The 14,107-nt window shown below is 59.4% G+C and carries 16 protein-coding genes; 6 read left to right on the top strand and 10 right to left on the bottom strand.

Annotated features, from left to right (window positions below):
- Nucleotides 1-69 precede the first annotated feature (69 nt).
- The 3 genes from HU755_RS17295 to HU755_RS17285 are packed head-to-tail and all read right to left on the bottom strand — an operon-like array spanning nucleotide 70 to nucleotide 2,102.
- Entirely contained in the window at nucleotides 70-1,299 is a 1,230-nt protein-coding gene (locus HU755_RS17295; RefSeq protein WP_186634793.1) for an RNA polymerase sigma factor, read from the bottom strand.
- Entirely contained in the window at nucleotides 1,292-1,636 is a 345-nt protein-coding gene (locus HU755_RS17290; protein ID WP_095181502.1) for a YciI family protein, read from the bottom strand. Before HU755_RS17290 ends, HU755_RS17295 begins: the two co-directional genes overlap by 8 nt.
- Before the next feature lie 40 nt (nucleotides 1,637-1,676).
- Complete coding sequence (locus tag HU755_RS17285) at nucleotides 1,677-2,102, bottom strand: nuclear transport factor 2 family protein (protein ID WP_186634790.1); 426 nt, start codon at nucleotides 2,100-2,102, stop codon at nucleotides 1,677-1,679.
- A gap of 142 nt (nucleotides 2,103-2,244) precedes the next feature.
- Here HU755_RS17285 and HU755_RS17280 point away from each other — a divergent pair, with 142 nt between their 5' ends.
- Both HU755_RS17280 and HU755_RS17275 read left to right on the top strand, forming a co-directional pair.
- Complete coding sequence (locus tag HU755_RS17280; protein ID WP_186634788.1) at nucleotides 2,245-2,757, top strand: GNAT family N-acetyltransferase; 513 nt, start codon at nucleotides 2,245-2,247, stop codon at nucleotides 2,755-2,757.
- Nucleotides 2,750-3,355: a pyridoxamine 5'-phosphate oxidase family protein gene (locus HU755_RS17275; RefSeq protein WP_186634785.1), complete on the top strand. Its 606-nt coding sequence runs from the start codon at nucleotides 2,750-2,752 to the stop codon at nucleotides 3,353-3,355. Before HU755_RS17280 ends, HU755_RS17275 begins: the two co-directional genes overlap by 8 nt.
- Before the next feature lie 125 nt (nucleotides 3,356-3,480).
- On the opposite strand, the gene HU755_RS17270 is transcribed toward HU755_RS17275, so the two are convergent.
- The 3 genes from HU755_RS17270 to HU755_RS17260 all read right to left on the bottom strand — a co-directional run bounded on the left by HU755_RS17270 (nucleotide 3,481) and on the right by HU755_RS17260 (nucleotide 5,275).
- Nucleotides 3,481-3,969 carry a GNAT family N-acetyltransferase gene (locus HU755_RS17270; protein WP_186634782.1) on the bottom strand — a complete coding sequence of 163 codons (489 nt, stop codon included), beginning with the start codon at nucleotides 3,967-3,969 and terminating at the stop codon, nucleotides 3,481-3,483.
- 88 nt (nucleotides 3,970-4,057) lie between these two features.
- Nucleotides 4,058-4,543: a GyrI-like domain-containing protein gene (locus HU755_RS17265; protein ID WP_186634779.1), complete on the bottom strand. Its 486-nt coding sequence runs from the start codon at nucleotides 4,541-4,543 to the stop codon at nucleotides 4,058-4,060.
- Nucleotides 4,544-4,612: 69 nt separating this feature from the next.
- A complete protein-coding gene (locus tag HU755_RS17260) occupies nucleotides 4,613-5,275 on the bottom strand; it encodes a LysE family translocator (RefSeq protein ID WP_186550664.1) in 663 nt (220 codons plus the stop codon).
- 139 nt (nucleotides 5,276-5,414) lie between these two features.
- Here HU755_RS17260 and alaC point away from each other — a divergent pair, with 139 nt between their 5' ends.
- The gene (alaC, locus tag HU755_RS17255) at nucleotides 5,415-6,632 is read left to right on the top strand and encodes an alanine transaminase (protein ID WP_186634776.1); all 1,218 of its coding nucleotides are present in this window, start codon (nucleotides 5,415-5,417) and stop codon (nucleotides 6,630-6,632) included.
- Nucleotides 6,633-6,815: 183 nt separating this feature from the next.
- On the opposite strand, the gene HU755_RS17250 is transcribed toward alaC, so the two are convergent.
- Both HU755_RS17250 and HU755_RS17245 read right to left on the bottom strand, forming a co-directional pair.
- On the bottom strand, nucleotides 6,816-8,168 hold the full coding sequence (locus HU755_RS17250) for a GntP family permease (protein ID WP_186550660.1): 1,353 nt from the start codon (nucleotides 8,166-8,168) through the stop codon (nucleotides 6,816-6,818).
- 82 nt (nucleotides 8,169-8,250) lie between these two features.
- A complete protein-coding gene (locus HU755_RS17245) occupies nucleotides 8,251-8,784 on the bottom strand; it encodes a gluconokinase (protein ID WP_186634773.1) in 534 nt (177 codons plus the stop codon).
- A gap of 216 nt (nucleotides 8,785-9,000) precedes the next feature.
- On the opposite strand from HU755_RS17245, the gene HU755_RS17240 reads away from it, so the two are divergent.
- The gene (locus tag HU755_RS17240) at nucleotides 9,001-10,032 is read left to right on the top strand and encodes a LacI family DNA-binding transcriptional regulator (RefSeq protein ID WP_186634770.1); all 1,032 of its coding nucleotides are present in this window, start codon (nucleotides 9,001-9,003) and stop codon (nucleotides 10,030-10,032) included.
- A gap of 127 nt (nucleotides 10,033-10,159) precedes the next feature.
- On the opposite strand, the gene HU755_RS17235 is transcribed toward HU755_RS17240, so the two are convergent.
- Nucleotides 10,160-11,032: a LysR substrate-binding domain-containing protein gene (locus HU755_RS17235; RefSeq protein WP_186634767.1), complete on the bottom strand. Its 873-nt coding sequence runs from the start codon at nucleotides 11,030-11,032 to the stop codon at nucleotides 10,160-10,162.
- A gap of 122 nt (nucleotides 11,033-11,154) precedes the next feature.
- Here HU755_RS17235 and HU755_RS17230 point away from each other — a divergent pair, with 122 nt between their 5' ends.
- Nucleotides 11,155-11,595, top strand: coding sequence for a PACE efflux transporter (locus tag HU755_RS17230; RefSeq protein ID WP_186634764.1), 441 nt, complete (start codon nucleotides 11,155-11,157; stop codon nucleotides 11,593-11,595).
- 188 nt (nucleotides 11,596-11,783) lie between these two features.
- Entirely contained in the window at nucleotides 11,784-12,326 is a 543-nt protein-coding gene (locus HU755_RS17225; protein WP_186634761.1) for a hypothetical protein, read from the top strand.
- Between the two features lie 137 nt (nucleotides 12,327-12,463).
- Here HU755_RS17225 and HU755_RS27700 read toward each other — a convergent pair whose 3' ends face one another.
- The gene (locus HU755_RS27700) at nucleotides 12,464-13,783 is read right to left on the bottom strand and encodes a methyl-accepting chemotaxis protein (protein ID WP_186634758.1); all 1,320 of its coding nucleotides are present in this window, start codon (nucleotides 13,781-13,783) and stop codon (nucleotides 12,464-12,466) included.
- Between the last annotated feature and the right edge of the window lie 324 nt (nucleotides 13,784-14,107).

The raw sequence follows: 14,107 nt of genomic DNA, 5'->3' as shown, positions 1-14,107 counted from the left end.
TGAAATGCGATCAACTGTGGGAGCGGGCTTGCTCGCGAAGAGGCCGGCCCTGCAGTTAAAGAATTCAGATCAATCCAGTTCGCTCAGCCGTCCCTCGATAAACCGCCGCTCTGGCGCCTGCCGCGTCAACTCCAACGCGCGAAGAAAGGCCGCCCGCGCCTCTTCCACCCGCCCCAACTGGCGACAGAACTCTGCCCGCGCCGAATGCGCCAGGTGATAATCCTGCAATTCTCCGCGTCCCAGAATCCCTTCAATCAACAACAACCCGGCCAACGCCCCATCACGCTTGGCCACCGCCACCGCCCGGTTCAATTCGATAACTGGCGACGGCAGCGCGCGCAGCAACACGTCATACAGCCCGACGATCTGCTGCCAATCGGTTTGCGCCGCCGAAGACGCTTCGGCATGCACCGCAGCGATTGCCGCCTGCAAGCAATACGGCCCGAACCGCCGCGTGCTCAGTGCCCGTTCAACCAGCGCGCAGCCCTCGGCCATCAACCCGGCGTCCCACAACGAGCGATCCTGATCATCCAGCAGCACCAGCTCGCCACCGGGTGAAGTGCGCGCCGGGCGACGCGATTCGTGCAACAGCATCAACGCCAGCAGCCCCATCACTTCCGGTTCTGGCAGCAGCTCCATGAGCAAGCGCCCCAGCCGAATGGCTTCGCGAGTCAGCTCATCGCGGGTCAGTTCGGCGCCGACCGACGCCGAATAGCCTTCGTTGAACACCAGATAAATTACTCGCAACACACTGTCGAGGCGCTCGGGCAGTTCGCTCAGGCCGGGGACTTGATAAGGGATTTTCGCGTCGCGAATCTTGGCTTTCGCACGTACGATGCGCTGGGCAATCGCCGCCGGTGCCGAGAGGAAAGCCCGGGCAATTTCTTCGGTGGTCAGGTCGCAGACTTCGCGCAAGGTCAGCGGCACCTGCGCATCCGCCGCCAGCGCCGGGTGGCAGCAGGTGAAGATCAGCCGCAAGCGATCGTCTTCCACATCCTCACCACTCCAGTCGGCCTGTTCGAGCTCTTCCAGTTGCGCCAGCAACAACGGCTGCGAAGCCTTGAACCGCGCACGCCGGCGCAACACATCAATGGCCTTGAACCGTCCGGTGGAGACCAGCCAGGTACGCGGATTATCCGGCACGCCGTCGCGCTGCCAGCGTTCGACCGCGACGAAGAACGCCTCGTGCAAGGCCTCTTCAGCAAGGTCGAAATCACCGAGCAGGCGAATCAGCGTCGCCAGGATCCGCCGCGAGTCATCGCGATAGACCTGCTCGACGCGCGCCCGGACCTCAGACATTCAACTGCCGCACCGGGCGCACTTCAACGCTGCCAACCCGGGCCGCCGGAATGTTGCCGGCGACCTGGATGGCTTCGTTGAGGTCCTTGGCGTCGATCAGGTAGAAACCGGCCAGTTGCTCCTTGGTTTCGGCGAACGGGCCGTCGGTGATCGACAGTTTGCCGTTGCGCATCCGTACCGTGGTCGCGGTCTGCACCGACTCCAGCGCTTCGGCGGCGATCATCCGCCCGCTGCCCTGGATCGACTCGGCATAGGCCCAGCACTCGGCGTCTTCCGGGCTGTCGGGCGAGGTGTGCAGCAGGCGCTCGTCGCTGTAGACCAGGCATAGGTATTTCATGGCGTTCTCCTGATTCGAACGGATCAACTATGGCTGAAGATCAGGGTTGCACATCGAACAGCGTCGCGCCGCTCATCGGATCGAACGGTGCCGACCAGTGTTCATGGACAATTTTCCACGCTCCGCCAACCTGCCGATAACAGGCGGTGACGCGCATCCAGCAGCTCTGGGTTTCGCCCTTGTCGTTGGTGCCGCCGCAATGGGCGACCCAATGGGCGAAGGCGATGTTATCGGCGCTCTCGATCGCCATTTCGTGGAACTCGAAAACGTGCGGGCCGGGGCACATTTCCATGCACTCGACCCAGTGCGCGCGGTAGGCCGGTTTGCCCTTGAATTGCAGGGCCTTGATCGCGTCGAACGAAACGATGTCGTCGGCGTACAACGCCATGACTTTTTCCACGTCCTTGGCCATCACCGCTTCGCGGTACGTATCGATCAGGGTCTGGATTTCGGTGTGTGCGCTCATGGTGTTCTCCGTGGTTTTTGTTGGGAAGACACCCTTAGTCGTTTGCCCTTCTTGCGGATCGACAGGCCAAACAAAATAAATTCGCGCGGGACAAAATCGCTAGAATTGGAGGCTCACTCTTTGTAGGAAAAAGGAAATTCCCGTGTCAGCCCAACTCGTGCCCTACGACAGCCTCAGCCCGTTACAGCGTCAGCAAGTCGAGGCGATTGAAATCCACGCCGAGCAGATCAAATTCTCCGGCGATATCCACGGCGCCTTGCACACGCTGCTGTCGAAACCCGGCCCCGGCGTGAAGGGTTTTGCCTTGTTGGCGCAAGACGTGCCGGTGGCCTTCCTGCTGCTCAAGCGCCCGCCGGTGTTACCGGAGTGGGCCAACGAGCACAGCGCCACATTGCATGCGTTGCAGGTCGACCGCCGGGCGCAGGGCAAGGGCTATGGCAAGGCCTGCCTGCAAGCGCTGCCCGAGGTTGCGCGCGCCGCGTGGTCGGAGATCAAAGGATTGGAATTGTCGGTAGACGCCGACAACGAAGCGGCGATTGCGCTGTACGCCAAGCACGGCTACGTCGACAGCGGCGAAGCGTACAAGGGGCGAGTCGGTTATGAACGGCGCATGGGCCTGTTTTTCCCTGCCGTCGAGGGAGGCACGGATGATTGATTCGATTCAAGCGCTGGAAGCCATTTACGGCTTGCCCCACGAGCGCGCCGTACGCAAGCAGATCAGCTTTCTCAACGATGACTATCAGGCGATGGTACGCCTGTCGCCGCTGGTGATCGTCAGTTCAGTGGGCCCCGATGGCCTGGATAACTCGCCACGCGGCGACAAGCCCGGTTTTGTCCGGATCCTTGATGAGCGCACCCTGGCCCTGCCGGACCGCCCGGGCAACAACCGCATCGATACCCTGCGCAACGTGCTGCACGATCCGCGCGTGTCGTTGCTGTTCATCATTCCGGGAATCGGCGAAACGTTGCGGGTCAATGGCTCAGCCGTGATCAGCGATGATCCGGCATTGCTTGAGAGCTTTGCAGTGAACGGAAAACCGGCAAAAACCGTGTTGCTGGTGACGGTGGAAGCGGCGTTCTTTCATTGCTCGAAAGCGTTTGTGCGCTCGGATGCGTGGAATCCCGAGACGCACATACCACGCTCCGCCCTGCCCTCTGCCGGCGCGTTTCACAAGCGCCTTAATGACGGCGAGTTCGACGCCGAAAGCTACGACCGGGAAGCGCCGAAACGGGTTATCGACTCCCTTTACTGACCCACCACAATCCCTTGTAGGAGTGAGCATGCTCGCGATAGCGGCGTGTCAGACAAATCAATGTTGACTGACACCCCGCTATCGCGAGCAGGCTCACTCCTACAGTTTTGGAGCGGCGCTGTGGTTCAGAGGGTCAGGATCATCTCATGCCACGCCATCCCGCCATGCTCGGACTCGGAGGGTTTGATGTAAGCAAAACCGAACCCGGCATACAACGGAATATGCTGTTCCTTGCACATCAAATGAATCGTCGCTTTATCCATCCCGCGCATGCGCTCGACGAACTCGGCGAGCAAACGCTTGGCCAAACCTTGCCCTTGATAATCCGGATGCACCACGACGGACATGATCACCACGTTCGGGCCTTTCGGGTCGTGGCCGATCAGTTCCTTGAACGCCTCGTCGGACATCTGTACATCAAACGCCGCGCCTGAATTGACGAAACCGGCGACCACGCCGTCCACTTCGGCGACGATAAACCCGTCCGGCCAAGTGGCAATGCGTGTGGCGATTTTTTCGCGGGTGGCGGCTTCGTCGCCTTCGTAGGCGACGGTTTCGATGGCGTAGCAGCGGTCCAGGTCGGCGGCGCTGACGTTGCGGATAACGGTGTTCATGGCAACTCGAAAATCGGCGAAGTTAAGGCTGCCAAGCATAAAGCAGAATAACCGGGGCGGACATGATCCGCCTCGATTCGCGCTTCCATCAGGCCTTGATCGGCAACCAGATTTCCAGGCTGCCGGTGTTGAGTTTCGGGTTGAAGTCTTCGCTGTAACGCTCGAACTCCGGCGCGTCTGCCGCTTCCTGCCCCGACTGCGGCAACCAGGTATTCCAGATGTATTGGAAGGTGTCGGGGAGTTGCGTCAGTGACCCCTTGTGCTCGAACACCGCATATTTTTGCGGCTGAATTTCGACCCAGCGGTATTTCTCCGGCAGGTCGTCGAGCTTGTCGATTTGCACACCGGCGATGTATTCGAATCCGCCCTCGCCGTCCGCGTTGCAGCAGACGCCATAGGTCACTTCGCCGACCTGGGCGGGGATTTTTCCCAAACGCGGTATCAGCTTTTCCCACAACGCCGGGATGTCTTCGGTGGTGTCTTGGGTAAATCGTCCACCGAACCCGGCGATCAGCAGAAACTGACCATATTCGAAGCGAGGTTCAGCCACTTCGACGCGTGTTTGCTCATCCATGAAGCGACTCCTTGGTTCAGAAAAGTGGGTTCGGCTGGGAGTATAGAAAGCCGAAGCCGTTTCGCACGGTTACAGCGAATGCAACTGCTCGACGGCGCCTGAGCCGACAAACTCGTTATAGCCCGATACAATCACGTACACCGCGAAATAGCAGAAGATCGCCGCTGATGCCAGATAGGAATAGCGCAGCAGCTTATCGCCCAGCAACTTGCCGCCGTGGCTCGCGGCAAAGCACAAACCGGCCGACCACAGCAGACCCGCGCAGAGAAAACCACCGAGAAACAGCGCCGAACTCAACGGGCCACCGCCACCGGAACGCGCAATCAACGTACCGCCGACAGCGGCAAACCAGAGGATCGCGCTCGGCGACGACATGGCGAGAAAAATGCCGCGAAAGAACTCCTTGCGATGGGAGTTCTGCCCCACTTCCGCCGTTTCCGCCAGCAGCGCTTCATGATGAATCGCCGAATAGATCATCTTCGCTGCAAAGTAGATCAGCAGCGCCGAACCACCGATCCACAGCACCCAGCGTACGCTTTCGTATTGCAGGAGGACGGTCATGCCGGCCAGCGCCAGCACCGCGTAGATCAGGTCGCCGACGCAAGTGCCGAGGCCCAGTGCGAAGCCCTGAAAATAGCCGCGCTGCATCGCCAGGGTGATCATCGCAATGTTGGCCACGCCGATGTCCAGGCACAGCGAAAGGCTCAGCAAGAAGCCGCTGGTGAATTCCATTGACCGATTTCCTTCGGAGAAAAATGTTTAAAAGCGCGCTGGACAGTATGCCATCACCGCCGTTATCTTCCGCCACAGGTCACCGCAGTGACCAGCGTCGCTCGGACGGTTCCGGGCGCTTACGTTATCCGAGGCAACAATGGCCGAACAAGGTTCGCCGCGCCGCTTTGCGCGCATCGATCGACTCCCCCCTTACGTTTTCAACATCACCGCCGAGCTGAAGATGGCCGCCAGGCGTCGTGGTGAAGACATCATCGACCTGAGCATGGGCAACCCCGACGGCGCCACGCCGCCGCACATTGTCGAAAAACTCGTACAAGTTGCTCAACGCGAAGACACCCACGGTTACTCTACGTCCAAGGGCATTCCGCGCCTGCGCCGGGCGATTTCCAACTGGTACAAGCAGCGCTACGAGGTCGACATCGACCCGGAAAGCGAAGCCATTGTCACCATCGGTTCCAAGGAAGGCCTGGCGCACTTGATGCTGGCGACCCTGGATCAGGGCGACACAGTGCTGGTGCCAAATCCGAGCTATCCGATTCATATCTACGGCGCAGTGATCGCCGGCGCCCAGGTGCGTTCAGTGCCGCTGGTGCCTGGCGTGGATTTCTTTGACGAACTGGAACGCGCCATTCGCGGCTCGATCCCCAAGCCGAAAATGATGATTCTCGGTTTCCCGTCGAACCCCACCGCGCAGTGTGTCGAGCTGGATTTCTTCGAACGGGTGATCGCCCTCGCCAAGCAATACGACGTGCTGGTCATTCACGACCTGGCTTACGCCGACATCGTCTACGACGGCTGGAAGGCCCCGTCGATCATGCAGGTGCCCGGGGCCAAGGACATTGCGGTGGAGTTTTTCACCCTGTCCAAGAGCTACAACATGGCCGGCTGGCGCATCGGTTTCATGGTCGGTAATCCGGAGCTGGTCAGCGCCCTGGCGCGGATCAAGAGCTACCACGACTACGGCACCTTCACCCCGCTGCAAGTGGCGGCGATTGCCGCACTGGAGGGCGATCAGCAGTGCGTGCGCGACATCGCCGAGCAGTATCGTCAGCGCCGCAATGTGCTGGTCAAAGGCCTGCATGAACTGGGCTGGATGGTCGAAAACCCGAAGGCGTCGATGTATGTCTGGGCAAAAATTCCCGAGGCTTACGCGCATCTGGGTTCACTGGAATTTGCCAAGAAACTGCTGGCCGAAGCGAAGGTCTGCGTGTCGCCGGGAGTGGGCTTCGGTGAGTATGGCGACGATCATGTGCGCTTTGCGCTGATCGAAAACCAGGACCGGATCCGCCAGGCCGTGCGCGGGATTCGCGGGATGTTCAGGGCGGATGGACTTGTCACCAAAACCTCTGTCTGACCCCCACTACCCCTGTGGGAGCGGGCTTGCTCGCGAAAGCGTCCTGCCAGCCGCTAAATGTTTAGCTGACACACCGCATTCGCGAGCAAGCCCGCTCCCACATTTGATTTTGTGTAAGCCAAAAAATCATCACCCACAAAAAAACCGCATCGCTGCGGTTTTTTTATGTCTGCAAGGTGCCGCTTAAACGAACAGCGACAGCAGCAAGATGAAGCCCAACGCGACGATGGACAGGATGGTTTCCATCGCGGTCCAGGTCTTGAACGTCTCGGCCACGGTCATGTTGAAGTACTGCTTGACCAGCCAAAAACCGGCGTCGTTGACGTGGGACAGGATCAGCGAACCGGCACCGGTGGCGAGCACCAGCAGTTCACGGTTGACGCCCGGAATCATGCCAACCACCGGCACCACAATACCGGCGCCAGTGATGGTTGCCACGGTGGCCGAACCGGTCGCGATGCGGATCACCGCCGCCACCAGCCATGCCAGGAGGATCGGCGAGATCTGCGCGCTGACCGCCATGTGGCCGATCACGTCGCCCACGCCGCTGGTCACCAGCATCTGCTTGAAGCCACCGCCGGCACCGATGATCAGAATGATCGCTGCGGTCGGCGCCAGGCTTGCGTCCAGCCACTTGAGCATTTGATTGGAGCCGATGCCCTGCTTGTAGCCGAAGGTGTACAGCGACAGCAGCAACGCCAGCAGCAGTGCGGAGATCGGGTGGCCGATCATGTCCATCCAGAGGCGGAAGAAATTGCCGTCCGGCAGCGCCACGTCAGCGAAGGTTTTCAGCAGCATCAGGAACACCGGCAGCAGCACGGTCACCAGGGTAATGCTGAAGCTTGGCAGGATGGCCGAATCGTTTTCGCGGGCCAGTTGATCGACCAGTTCCTGATTCGGGTGACCGGGAATGTGCTTGGCAATGAAGGTACCGAAGATCGGACCGGCAATGATGGCAGTCGGCAGCGCAACGATCAGACCATAGAGAATGGTCTTGCCGATGTCAGCGCCGAACACGCCGATGGCCAGCAGCGGACCTGGGTGCGGCGGTACCAGACCGTGCACGGCAGACAGGCCGGCGAGCAGCGGGATACCGATCTTGATGATCGACACACCGGTGCGGCGCGCAACGATGAACACCAACGGAATCAGCAACACGAAACCGATTTCGAAGAACAGCGGAATGCCCACCAGGAACGCGGCGAACATCATCGCCCACTGAACCTTGTCTTTACCGAAGGCGCGGATCAGGGTCTGGGCGATCTGATCGGCCCCGCCGGATTCGGCCATCATCTTGCCGAGCATGGTGCCCAGGGCGAGGATGATGCCGACGAAACCGAGCACGCCACCGAAGCCATCCTGGAACGCCTTGATGATGGTGTTGATCGGCATGCCGGAAGTCAGGCCGAGGAACGCGGCGGCGATGGTCAGGGCAATGAACGGGTGAATCTTGAATTTGGTGATCAGGATAATCAGGCCGATTACCGTGACCACTGCATCGAGCAGCAGGAACGTCTCGTGGGACATGCCAAACATGGGGGGTGTCTCCTGGATTGTTGTTGTTATTAAAGCGGGTTGAACAGAAGTCGGAAGGACAGCGCTGTCTTTTTCAACATACTCATACCGCCTGTTTCAGGCCGTTGGCCTGCCACCAGACGTGAGCCTTCAATGCCAATTCCTCAACGCTGTAAACCGAGGCGTTGAGCGCCAGGGTCAGCGGCTCGCCCTCGGGCGATTCGAGCGTGGCGAACTGGCTTTCGATCAACGTCGCCGGCATGAAGTGGCCCGGGCGGTGCGATACACGCTCGGCGGCGACTTCCGGGGTCAATTCAAGAAACACGAAGCCCAGGCCCGGCAAGGCACTGCGCAGACGTTCGCGATAGCTGTGTTTAAGGGCCGAGCAGGTCAGCACCGGGCGTTTGCCCGATGCATCGACGCGACGCAATTCATCGCACAGGCTGTCGAGCCAGCCGGCACGGTCGTCGTCGTTCAGGGGGATCCCCGCGCTCATCTTTTCGATGTTCGCGGCCGGATGAAAAGTATCGCCTTCAATGGCAGTGGCGCCGCTCAAATGGCACAGGGCCTGGCTGACGCACGTCTTGCCGCAACCGGCAACGCCCATGATGACCAGGGCGGTGATGGGATGACTCATATAACACCTCAGCGCGCAGACAGCGCTACCTTTGCTAGCTATGACTCTAGTGCACAGGCAGAAGTTGCCGACGCCTTCTTGTCGTTTTTTTGGGTTGCAGCAGGTTTGTTCCCGATGCCAAAAAGCGAAGATCAGGCAGGACCTCGCTCACGCATTTGCAGCTGCATCAGGACAGCGCTACCTTAGTGCCTTGATTTTTGTTTGGCAAGCCACCCGATGACCACCCCTAAAAACGATAAAAATACCCGCACCACTGGCCGCCCCACCCTGAACGAAGTCGCCCGCCTGGCCGGTGTCAGCCCGATTACCGCCTCGCGCGCCTTGCGCGGCGTCAGCACCGTGGCCACCGAACTGGTGGAGAAAGTGCAAAAAGCCGCGCTCGACCTCAACTACGTGGTCAACCCCGCCGCCCGCGCGCTGGCCTCGGCGCAGAGCCATTCGGTGGTCGTGCTGGTGCCCTCGCTGTCCAACCTGCTGTTCATCGACACACTGGAAGCCATTCATCGGGTGCTGACGCCCAAGGGCTTCGAAGTGCTGATCGGCAACTTCCATTACTCGCGCGATGAAGAAGAAAACCTGCTGCGCAATTACATGGCTTATCACCCGCGCGGTTTTCTGCTGACCGGGTTTGATCGCACGGAAAGTTCGCGGCGAATGATCGAGGCGAGCAATATTCCCTGCGTGTACATGATGGAGCTGGACAGCGCTGCCGGGGTCAATTGCGTGGGCTTTTCGCAGCTCAGCGCCGGAGAAACGGCGGCCGAGCATTTTCTCTCCCGTGGACGCAAACGTCTGGCCTATATCGGCGCACAGCTCGATCAGCGCACCTTGCTGCGCGGTGAGGGGTTTCGCAAAGCGTTGCAGAAGGCCGGCCGCTACGACCCGGATCTGGAAGTGCTGACGCCGCGTTCTTCGTCGGTGGGATTGGGTGGCGAATTGTTTTTGCAATTGCTGGCCGCGCATCCGGACGTCGACGCGATCTTCTTTGGTAACGACGACCTGGCCCAGGGTGCGCTGCTGGAAGCCTTGCGCAATGGCATCAAGATTCCCGAGCAGGTGGCGATTCTCGGGTTCAACGATTTGCCGATGTCCGAACACATGGTGCCGCGTTTGAGCAGCATCAACACCCCGCGCGAAGCGATTGGCCGGCGGGCGGCGGAACAGATGCTGACGTTGATGGCCGGCAACAAGGTGGCGCGGCCGGTTGAGGACATGGGGTTTGAGCTGAAGGTTCGCGAGAGTACATAACTCCCCGCTGATCGTTCCCCTGTAGGAGTGAGCCTGCTCGCGATAGCGTTGTGTCAGGTAATGAATGTGTTGAATGGCACTCCGCCATCGCGAGCAGGCTCACTCCTACAAGGGATCTACGTCAGGTTCAGTGGCTGAGCAAGTCAACCAAGGCCTGCGCGCCCTTCTGCAACGGCTGGCTCTTGAGCCACACCGCATGCACCGGCATGACCAGCCCATTTTCGATGTTGCGAAAACTCAGCCGTTTCAACCGCCCGGCCTCCAGCCATGGCTGCACCACCGACAGCGGAAAGTTTCCCCAGCCCAACCCCGCCTCGACCATTTCCATCGCCGTCTCCAGGCTGTCCGTACGCCAATACGATTCAGCCACCAACGGCCGGGTTTCACTGATGGGCAAGTCACGGCTGGCGACGATGATCTGCCGCACTTGCACCAGATCCTCCAGAAACACATCCCGCCCCTGCAACAGCGGACTGTCCGCCGCCAGTGTGGCGATCATGCGTTCGCTGCCGACGAACTGGAACTGCTCCAACACATTCACACTCAACCCGGCAAAGGCCAGGCACACACTGACCCGGCCGCTGTGAAGCATCGCCAGCACATCATCTTGCGGGGCAGTCAGCACTTCGATGTCGAGCAACGGATGACGCTCGGCGATCAACTTGATCGCGAGCAGCAACCGCCGCCGATCAATGTCCGCAACCACGCCAATCGACAACTTGCTTTCCAGCCCCAGCGATAACTCCACCGCATGCACTCGCAACTGCTTGAGCTGCTCGGCGATCAATCGTGCGTGAGGTACCAGTGATTGCGCCATGGCGGTGGGCTGGGGTTCGCGATGGCTGCGGTCGAACAAGGCGTAGCCAAGCTCGGCCTCCAGGTTGGCGATGCCCATGCTCACCGCCGACGGCACTTTGCCCAGCTGCCGCGCGGCAGCGGAAAACGAGCCGCGTTCAATCACGGCGAGGAACAATTCGATGCTGTCGCTGTTGAAGCTCACATTTACCACCTATCAACAAAACTGAAAGCTACCGACTTTTTCTGTCAGCGCTATTGAAGCTATCTTTCGTCGCCTCCGCCAGCCCGGCTGGCCAAATATTCAGCAAGAAAGAGGCAACCTGCATGCAAGGCGTGAAACGCAAACTGGTCTACGTGTCGCTCTACGAAATAATCGGCATGACCTTCTCGGCCCTCGGCCTGGCGTTGTTATCGGGCACATCGCCGGGCAGCACCGGGCCACTGGCGGTGATCATCACCACCATCGCCGTCACCTGGAATTTCATCTACACCTCGTTGTTCGAACACTGGGAAAGCCGCCAGATCTCACGCACCCGCACGGTGAAACGGCGCATCGCCCATGCCGTCGGCTTTCAGCTGACGTTGATCGTGTTCCTGATTCCGTTGATTGCGTGGTGGATGAATATCAGCCTGGTGCAGGCGTTCCTGCTGGATCTGGCACTGATCATTTTCATCCCGTGCTACACGTTTGCGTTCAACTGGCTGTTCGATCGGATCTTCGGTTTGCCCGCCTCGGCGCTGCCGGATGAGGCGGCTGCGGCCTGATGGCCGGCAGGCACGACCAGGCGGCCGGTCTTGAGCACCTGCGGCCAACGGCTGCCGCAGGCGGCAAGCGCCGCCTCCCCCCGGCAGCCCTCTACAGCTCCATAACTTATTGAAATAAGAGACGTTGTGCATCAGGCACAGTAATTGCTCCGCAACTGCCACCCGCAATTACCTACAGGTCTACTCCTATGTTGGTCAGTGCCAAACAACAACAAATCATTCACCTGCCCAAAGCGTTGAACGACGATGCAACGTCCACGGCGGCGGCCGGTCTGCAAGGTGGTTTGCATGGGGCCATGCTGCAAACCCTGCAAAACCAGATACAGACACAAAACACCGAAACAAGCGCCAAAGTGCAGGACTCGGCCACGCAGATCGCCACACAGCAAGTCAGTGAAGCCACGCGAATCAGCGACAACGTCGACGAAGCATTCGCCAAGACCCGCGTTGGCCTGCAATCGACTGACACTACGGTTGCCGCACGAACCGCGACTGATGAATTCAAGGATTACATGAGCAAGACGCCGGAACAGCGGCTGCGCGACAGCATCCTGCAAGAGTTGGGACTGACCGAAGACGATATCAAAGCCATGCCGCCAGAGAAGCAATTGGCGATCGGTAAAGAGATCGCCGAGCGCGTGCAGGATAAGATGAAGTTGGCACAAGCGGAAAAAGACAATGACGTGAAGGACAGTGACAAGCAGGCGGACAAGTTTCTGGCTGCGCTTTGATCTTTGAGTAAACCTTGAATCAGTTGTGAGAGCGAGCCTGCTCGCCAACGTGCTGGATCAATCAGCGTTGGTGTTGAATGCGCCGCCGTTTTCGCGAGCAAGCTCGCTCCCACAGGTGCTTCGCCGATCGGTAAGGATCAGTTCAACTGCAACGTCTCATTGAACTGACTGATCGCATCCACCACGTGCCGCGATCCCTGCTGGATCTCCAGAATCACCTCCCCCGCCTCGTTCGCCAGCTCCACGCCCAGCCCGGTGCGGCTCAGGCTCGATTGCATGCTCGACACCGCGCTCAGCGACAAGTCATGGTTCCTGCGTACCACATCGACAATTTCCAGGGTGGCCTGACTGGTTCGCGCCGCCAGGCTGCGCACCTCATCGGCCACGACGGCAAAACCGCGCCCGTGCTCACCGGCCCGCGCTGCTTCAATCGCAGCGTTGAGCGCCAGCAAATTGGTCTGATCGGCAATCCCGCGAATGGTCTGGACGATGCTGCCGATGATGTCCGACTGCTTGCTCACCGCATCAATGCTCACCGCCGCTTCATTCAGATCGCGGGAAATGTCCTGAATGATCTGTACGGTCTGCTGCACGACCTGTGAGCCTTTTTGCGCGCAGGCGTCGTTTTGTACCGAAGTGCTGTGGGCCGATTCTGCGGCATTCTGCAACGTGGTCATTTGTTGGGTGATGTCACTGGCGAACTTCACTACTTTGTACAACCGGCCTTTGGCGTCGAACAACGGGTTGTAAGACGCTTCGAGATAAACCATCTGCCCGGACTTGTTCTTGCGCTCGAAGCGGTGCGAGTGATATTCGCCGCGGTTGAGCGAGGCCCAGAACGCCTTGTAGTGCGCTGATTCGGCTTCGGCGCGATGGCAAAACAGACTGTGGTGCTGGCCGACAATTTCGTTGAGCGAGTACTGCATGGTTTGCAAAAAGTTGTCGTTGGCCGTGATGACATTGCCTTGCGGGGTGAACTCGATGACGGCCATCGAGCGGCCGATCGCCGCGAGCATGGCTTCCTCTTCGTGTTGTTTGTTGATTCGCGCGGTAATGTCCGCCGCGACCTTGATCACACTTCTGACTTGCTTGTCGGGGCCATAGACCGGCATGTAACTGGCCTCAAGCCAGATTTCCCTGCCGCTCTTGTTCAAGCGCAGAAAAGTCCCGCTGAGTGGCTCGCCGCGGGCCAGATCGCGCCACAACCGGGCATAGTCTTCACTGCGATAAAACCCTTCTTCGCAGAATATCCGGTGGTGTTTGCCGCGCACTTCTTCGGCGCTGTAACCCATGGTCTTGCAGAAGTTTTCATTGGCATCCAGAACGATGCCTTCAGGGGTGAATTCGATCATCGCCATGGAACGGCTGATCGCCTCCAGCTTGGCGTTGGCCTCGGTCAAGGCGCAACTGAAGCGTTCAATCTGCTGCAAGTCAGCCTTGTGATGTAGGTTGAACATGGTTCTATCACCTTTCGCGCGATCTTTGGTTTGATGAAAGTGCGGGTCTTTCAAGATCTACCACTACGTTCCACAGAACAGGCACACGCCTTCCTCCACGGGAGGAAGTTGTCAGGTGATAAATGATGATCAATCGGAGAGTCCATGCAGCGACGCTCTAATCAAGACATCCTTTTCTTGATAGCCCGCACGCGGGCCAGCCCTAACGCGTTGAAGAACTTCCATGTCAGAACCGCTCCTTGTTGGTTCAGTGTCGGTGCCTTGATTGCGCACTCTGCTAGCATGAATCCACACCAACCCGCGCGCATGGCATGCCATGACGGT

The organism is Pseudomonas sp. SWRI111 (assembly GCF_014268555.1).
Taxonomy (GTDB): domain Bacteria; phylum Pseudomonadota; class Gammaproteobacteria; order Pseudomonadales; family Pseudomonadaceae; genus Aquipseudomonas; species Aquipseudomonas hamedanensis.
This window is presented reverse-complemented; position numbering and strand designations above follow the sequence as displayed.

Bases quoted from the DNA above. Each gene is read 5' to 3' on its own strand.
- HU755_RS17295 (WP_186634793.1), bottom strand. From the start codon at position 1,299: ATGTCTGAGGTCCGGGCGCGCGTCGAGCAGGTCTATCGCGATGACTCG.
- HU755_RS17290 (WP_095181502.1), bottom strand. From the start codon at position 1,636: ATGAAATACCTATGCCTGGTCTACAGCGACGAGCGCCTGCTGCACACC.
- HU755_RS17285 (WP_186634790.1), bottom strand. From the start codon at position 2,102: ATGAGCGCACACACCGAAATCCAGACCCTGATCGATACGTACCGCGAA.
- HU755_RS17275 (WP_186634785.1), top strand. From the start codon at position 2,750: ATGATTGATTCGATTCAAGCGCTGGAAGCCATTTACGGCTTGCCCCAC.
- HU755_RS17270 (WP_186634782.1), bottom strand. From the start codon at position 3,969: ATGAACACCGTTATCCGCAACGTCAGCGCCGCCGACCTGGACCGCTGC.
- HU755_RS17265 (WP_186634779.1), bottom strand. From the start codon at position 4,543: ATGGATGAGCAAACACGCGTCGAAGTGGCTGAACCTCGCTTCGAATAT.
- HU755_RS17260 (WP_186550664.1), bottom strand. From the start codon at position 5,275: ATGGAATTCACCAGCGGCTTCTTGCTGAGCCTTTCGCTGTGCCTGGAC.
- alaC (WP_186634776.1), top strand. From the start codon at position 5,415: ATGGCCGAACAAGGTTCGCCGCGCCGCTTTGCGCGCATCGATCGACTC.
- HU755_RS17250 (WP_186550660.1), bottom strand. From the start codon at position 8,168: ATGTTTGGCATGTCCCACGAGACGTTCCTGCTGCTCGATGCAGTGGTC.
- HU755_RS17245 (WP_186634773.1), bottom strand. From the start codon at position 8,784: ATGAGTCATCCCATCACCGCCCTGGTCATCATGGGCGTTGCCGGTTGC.
- HU755_RS17240 (WP_186634770.1), top strand. From the start codon at position 9,001: ATGACCACCCCTAAAAACGATAAAAATACCCGCACCACTGGCCGCCCC.
- HU755_RS17230 (WP_186634764.1), top strand. From the start codon at position 11,155: ATGCAAGGCGTGAAACGCAAACTGGTCTACGTGTCGCTCTACGAAATA.
- HU755_RS17225 (WP_186634761.1), top strand. From the start codon at position 11,784: ATGTTGGTCAGTGCCAAACAACAACAAATCATTCACCTGCCCAAAGCG.
- HU755_RS27700 (WP_186634758.1), bottom strand. From the start codon at position 13,783: ATGTTCAACCTACATCACAAGGCTGACTTGCAGCAGATTGAACGCTTC.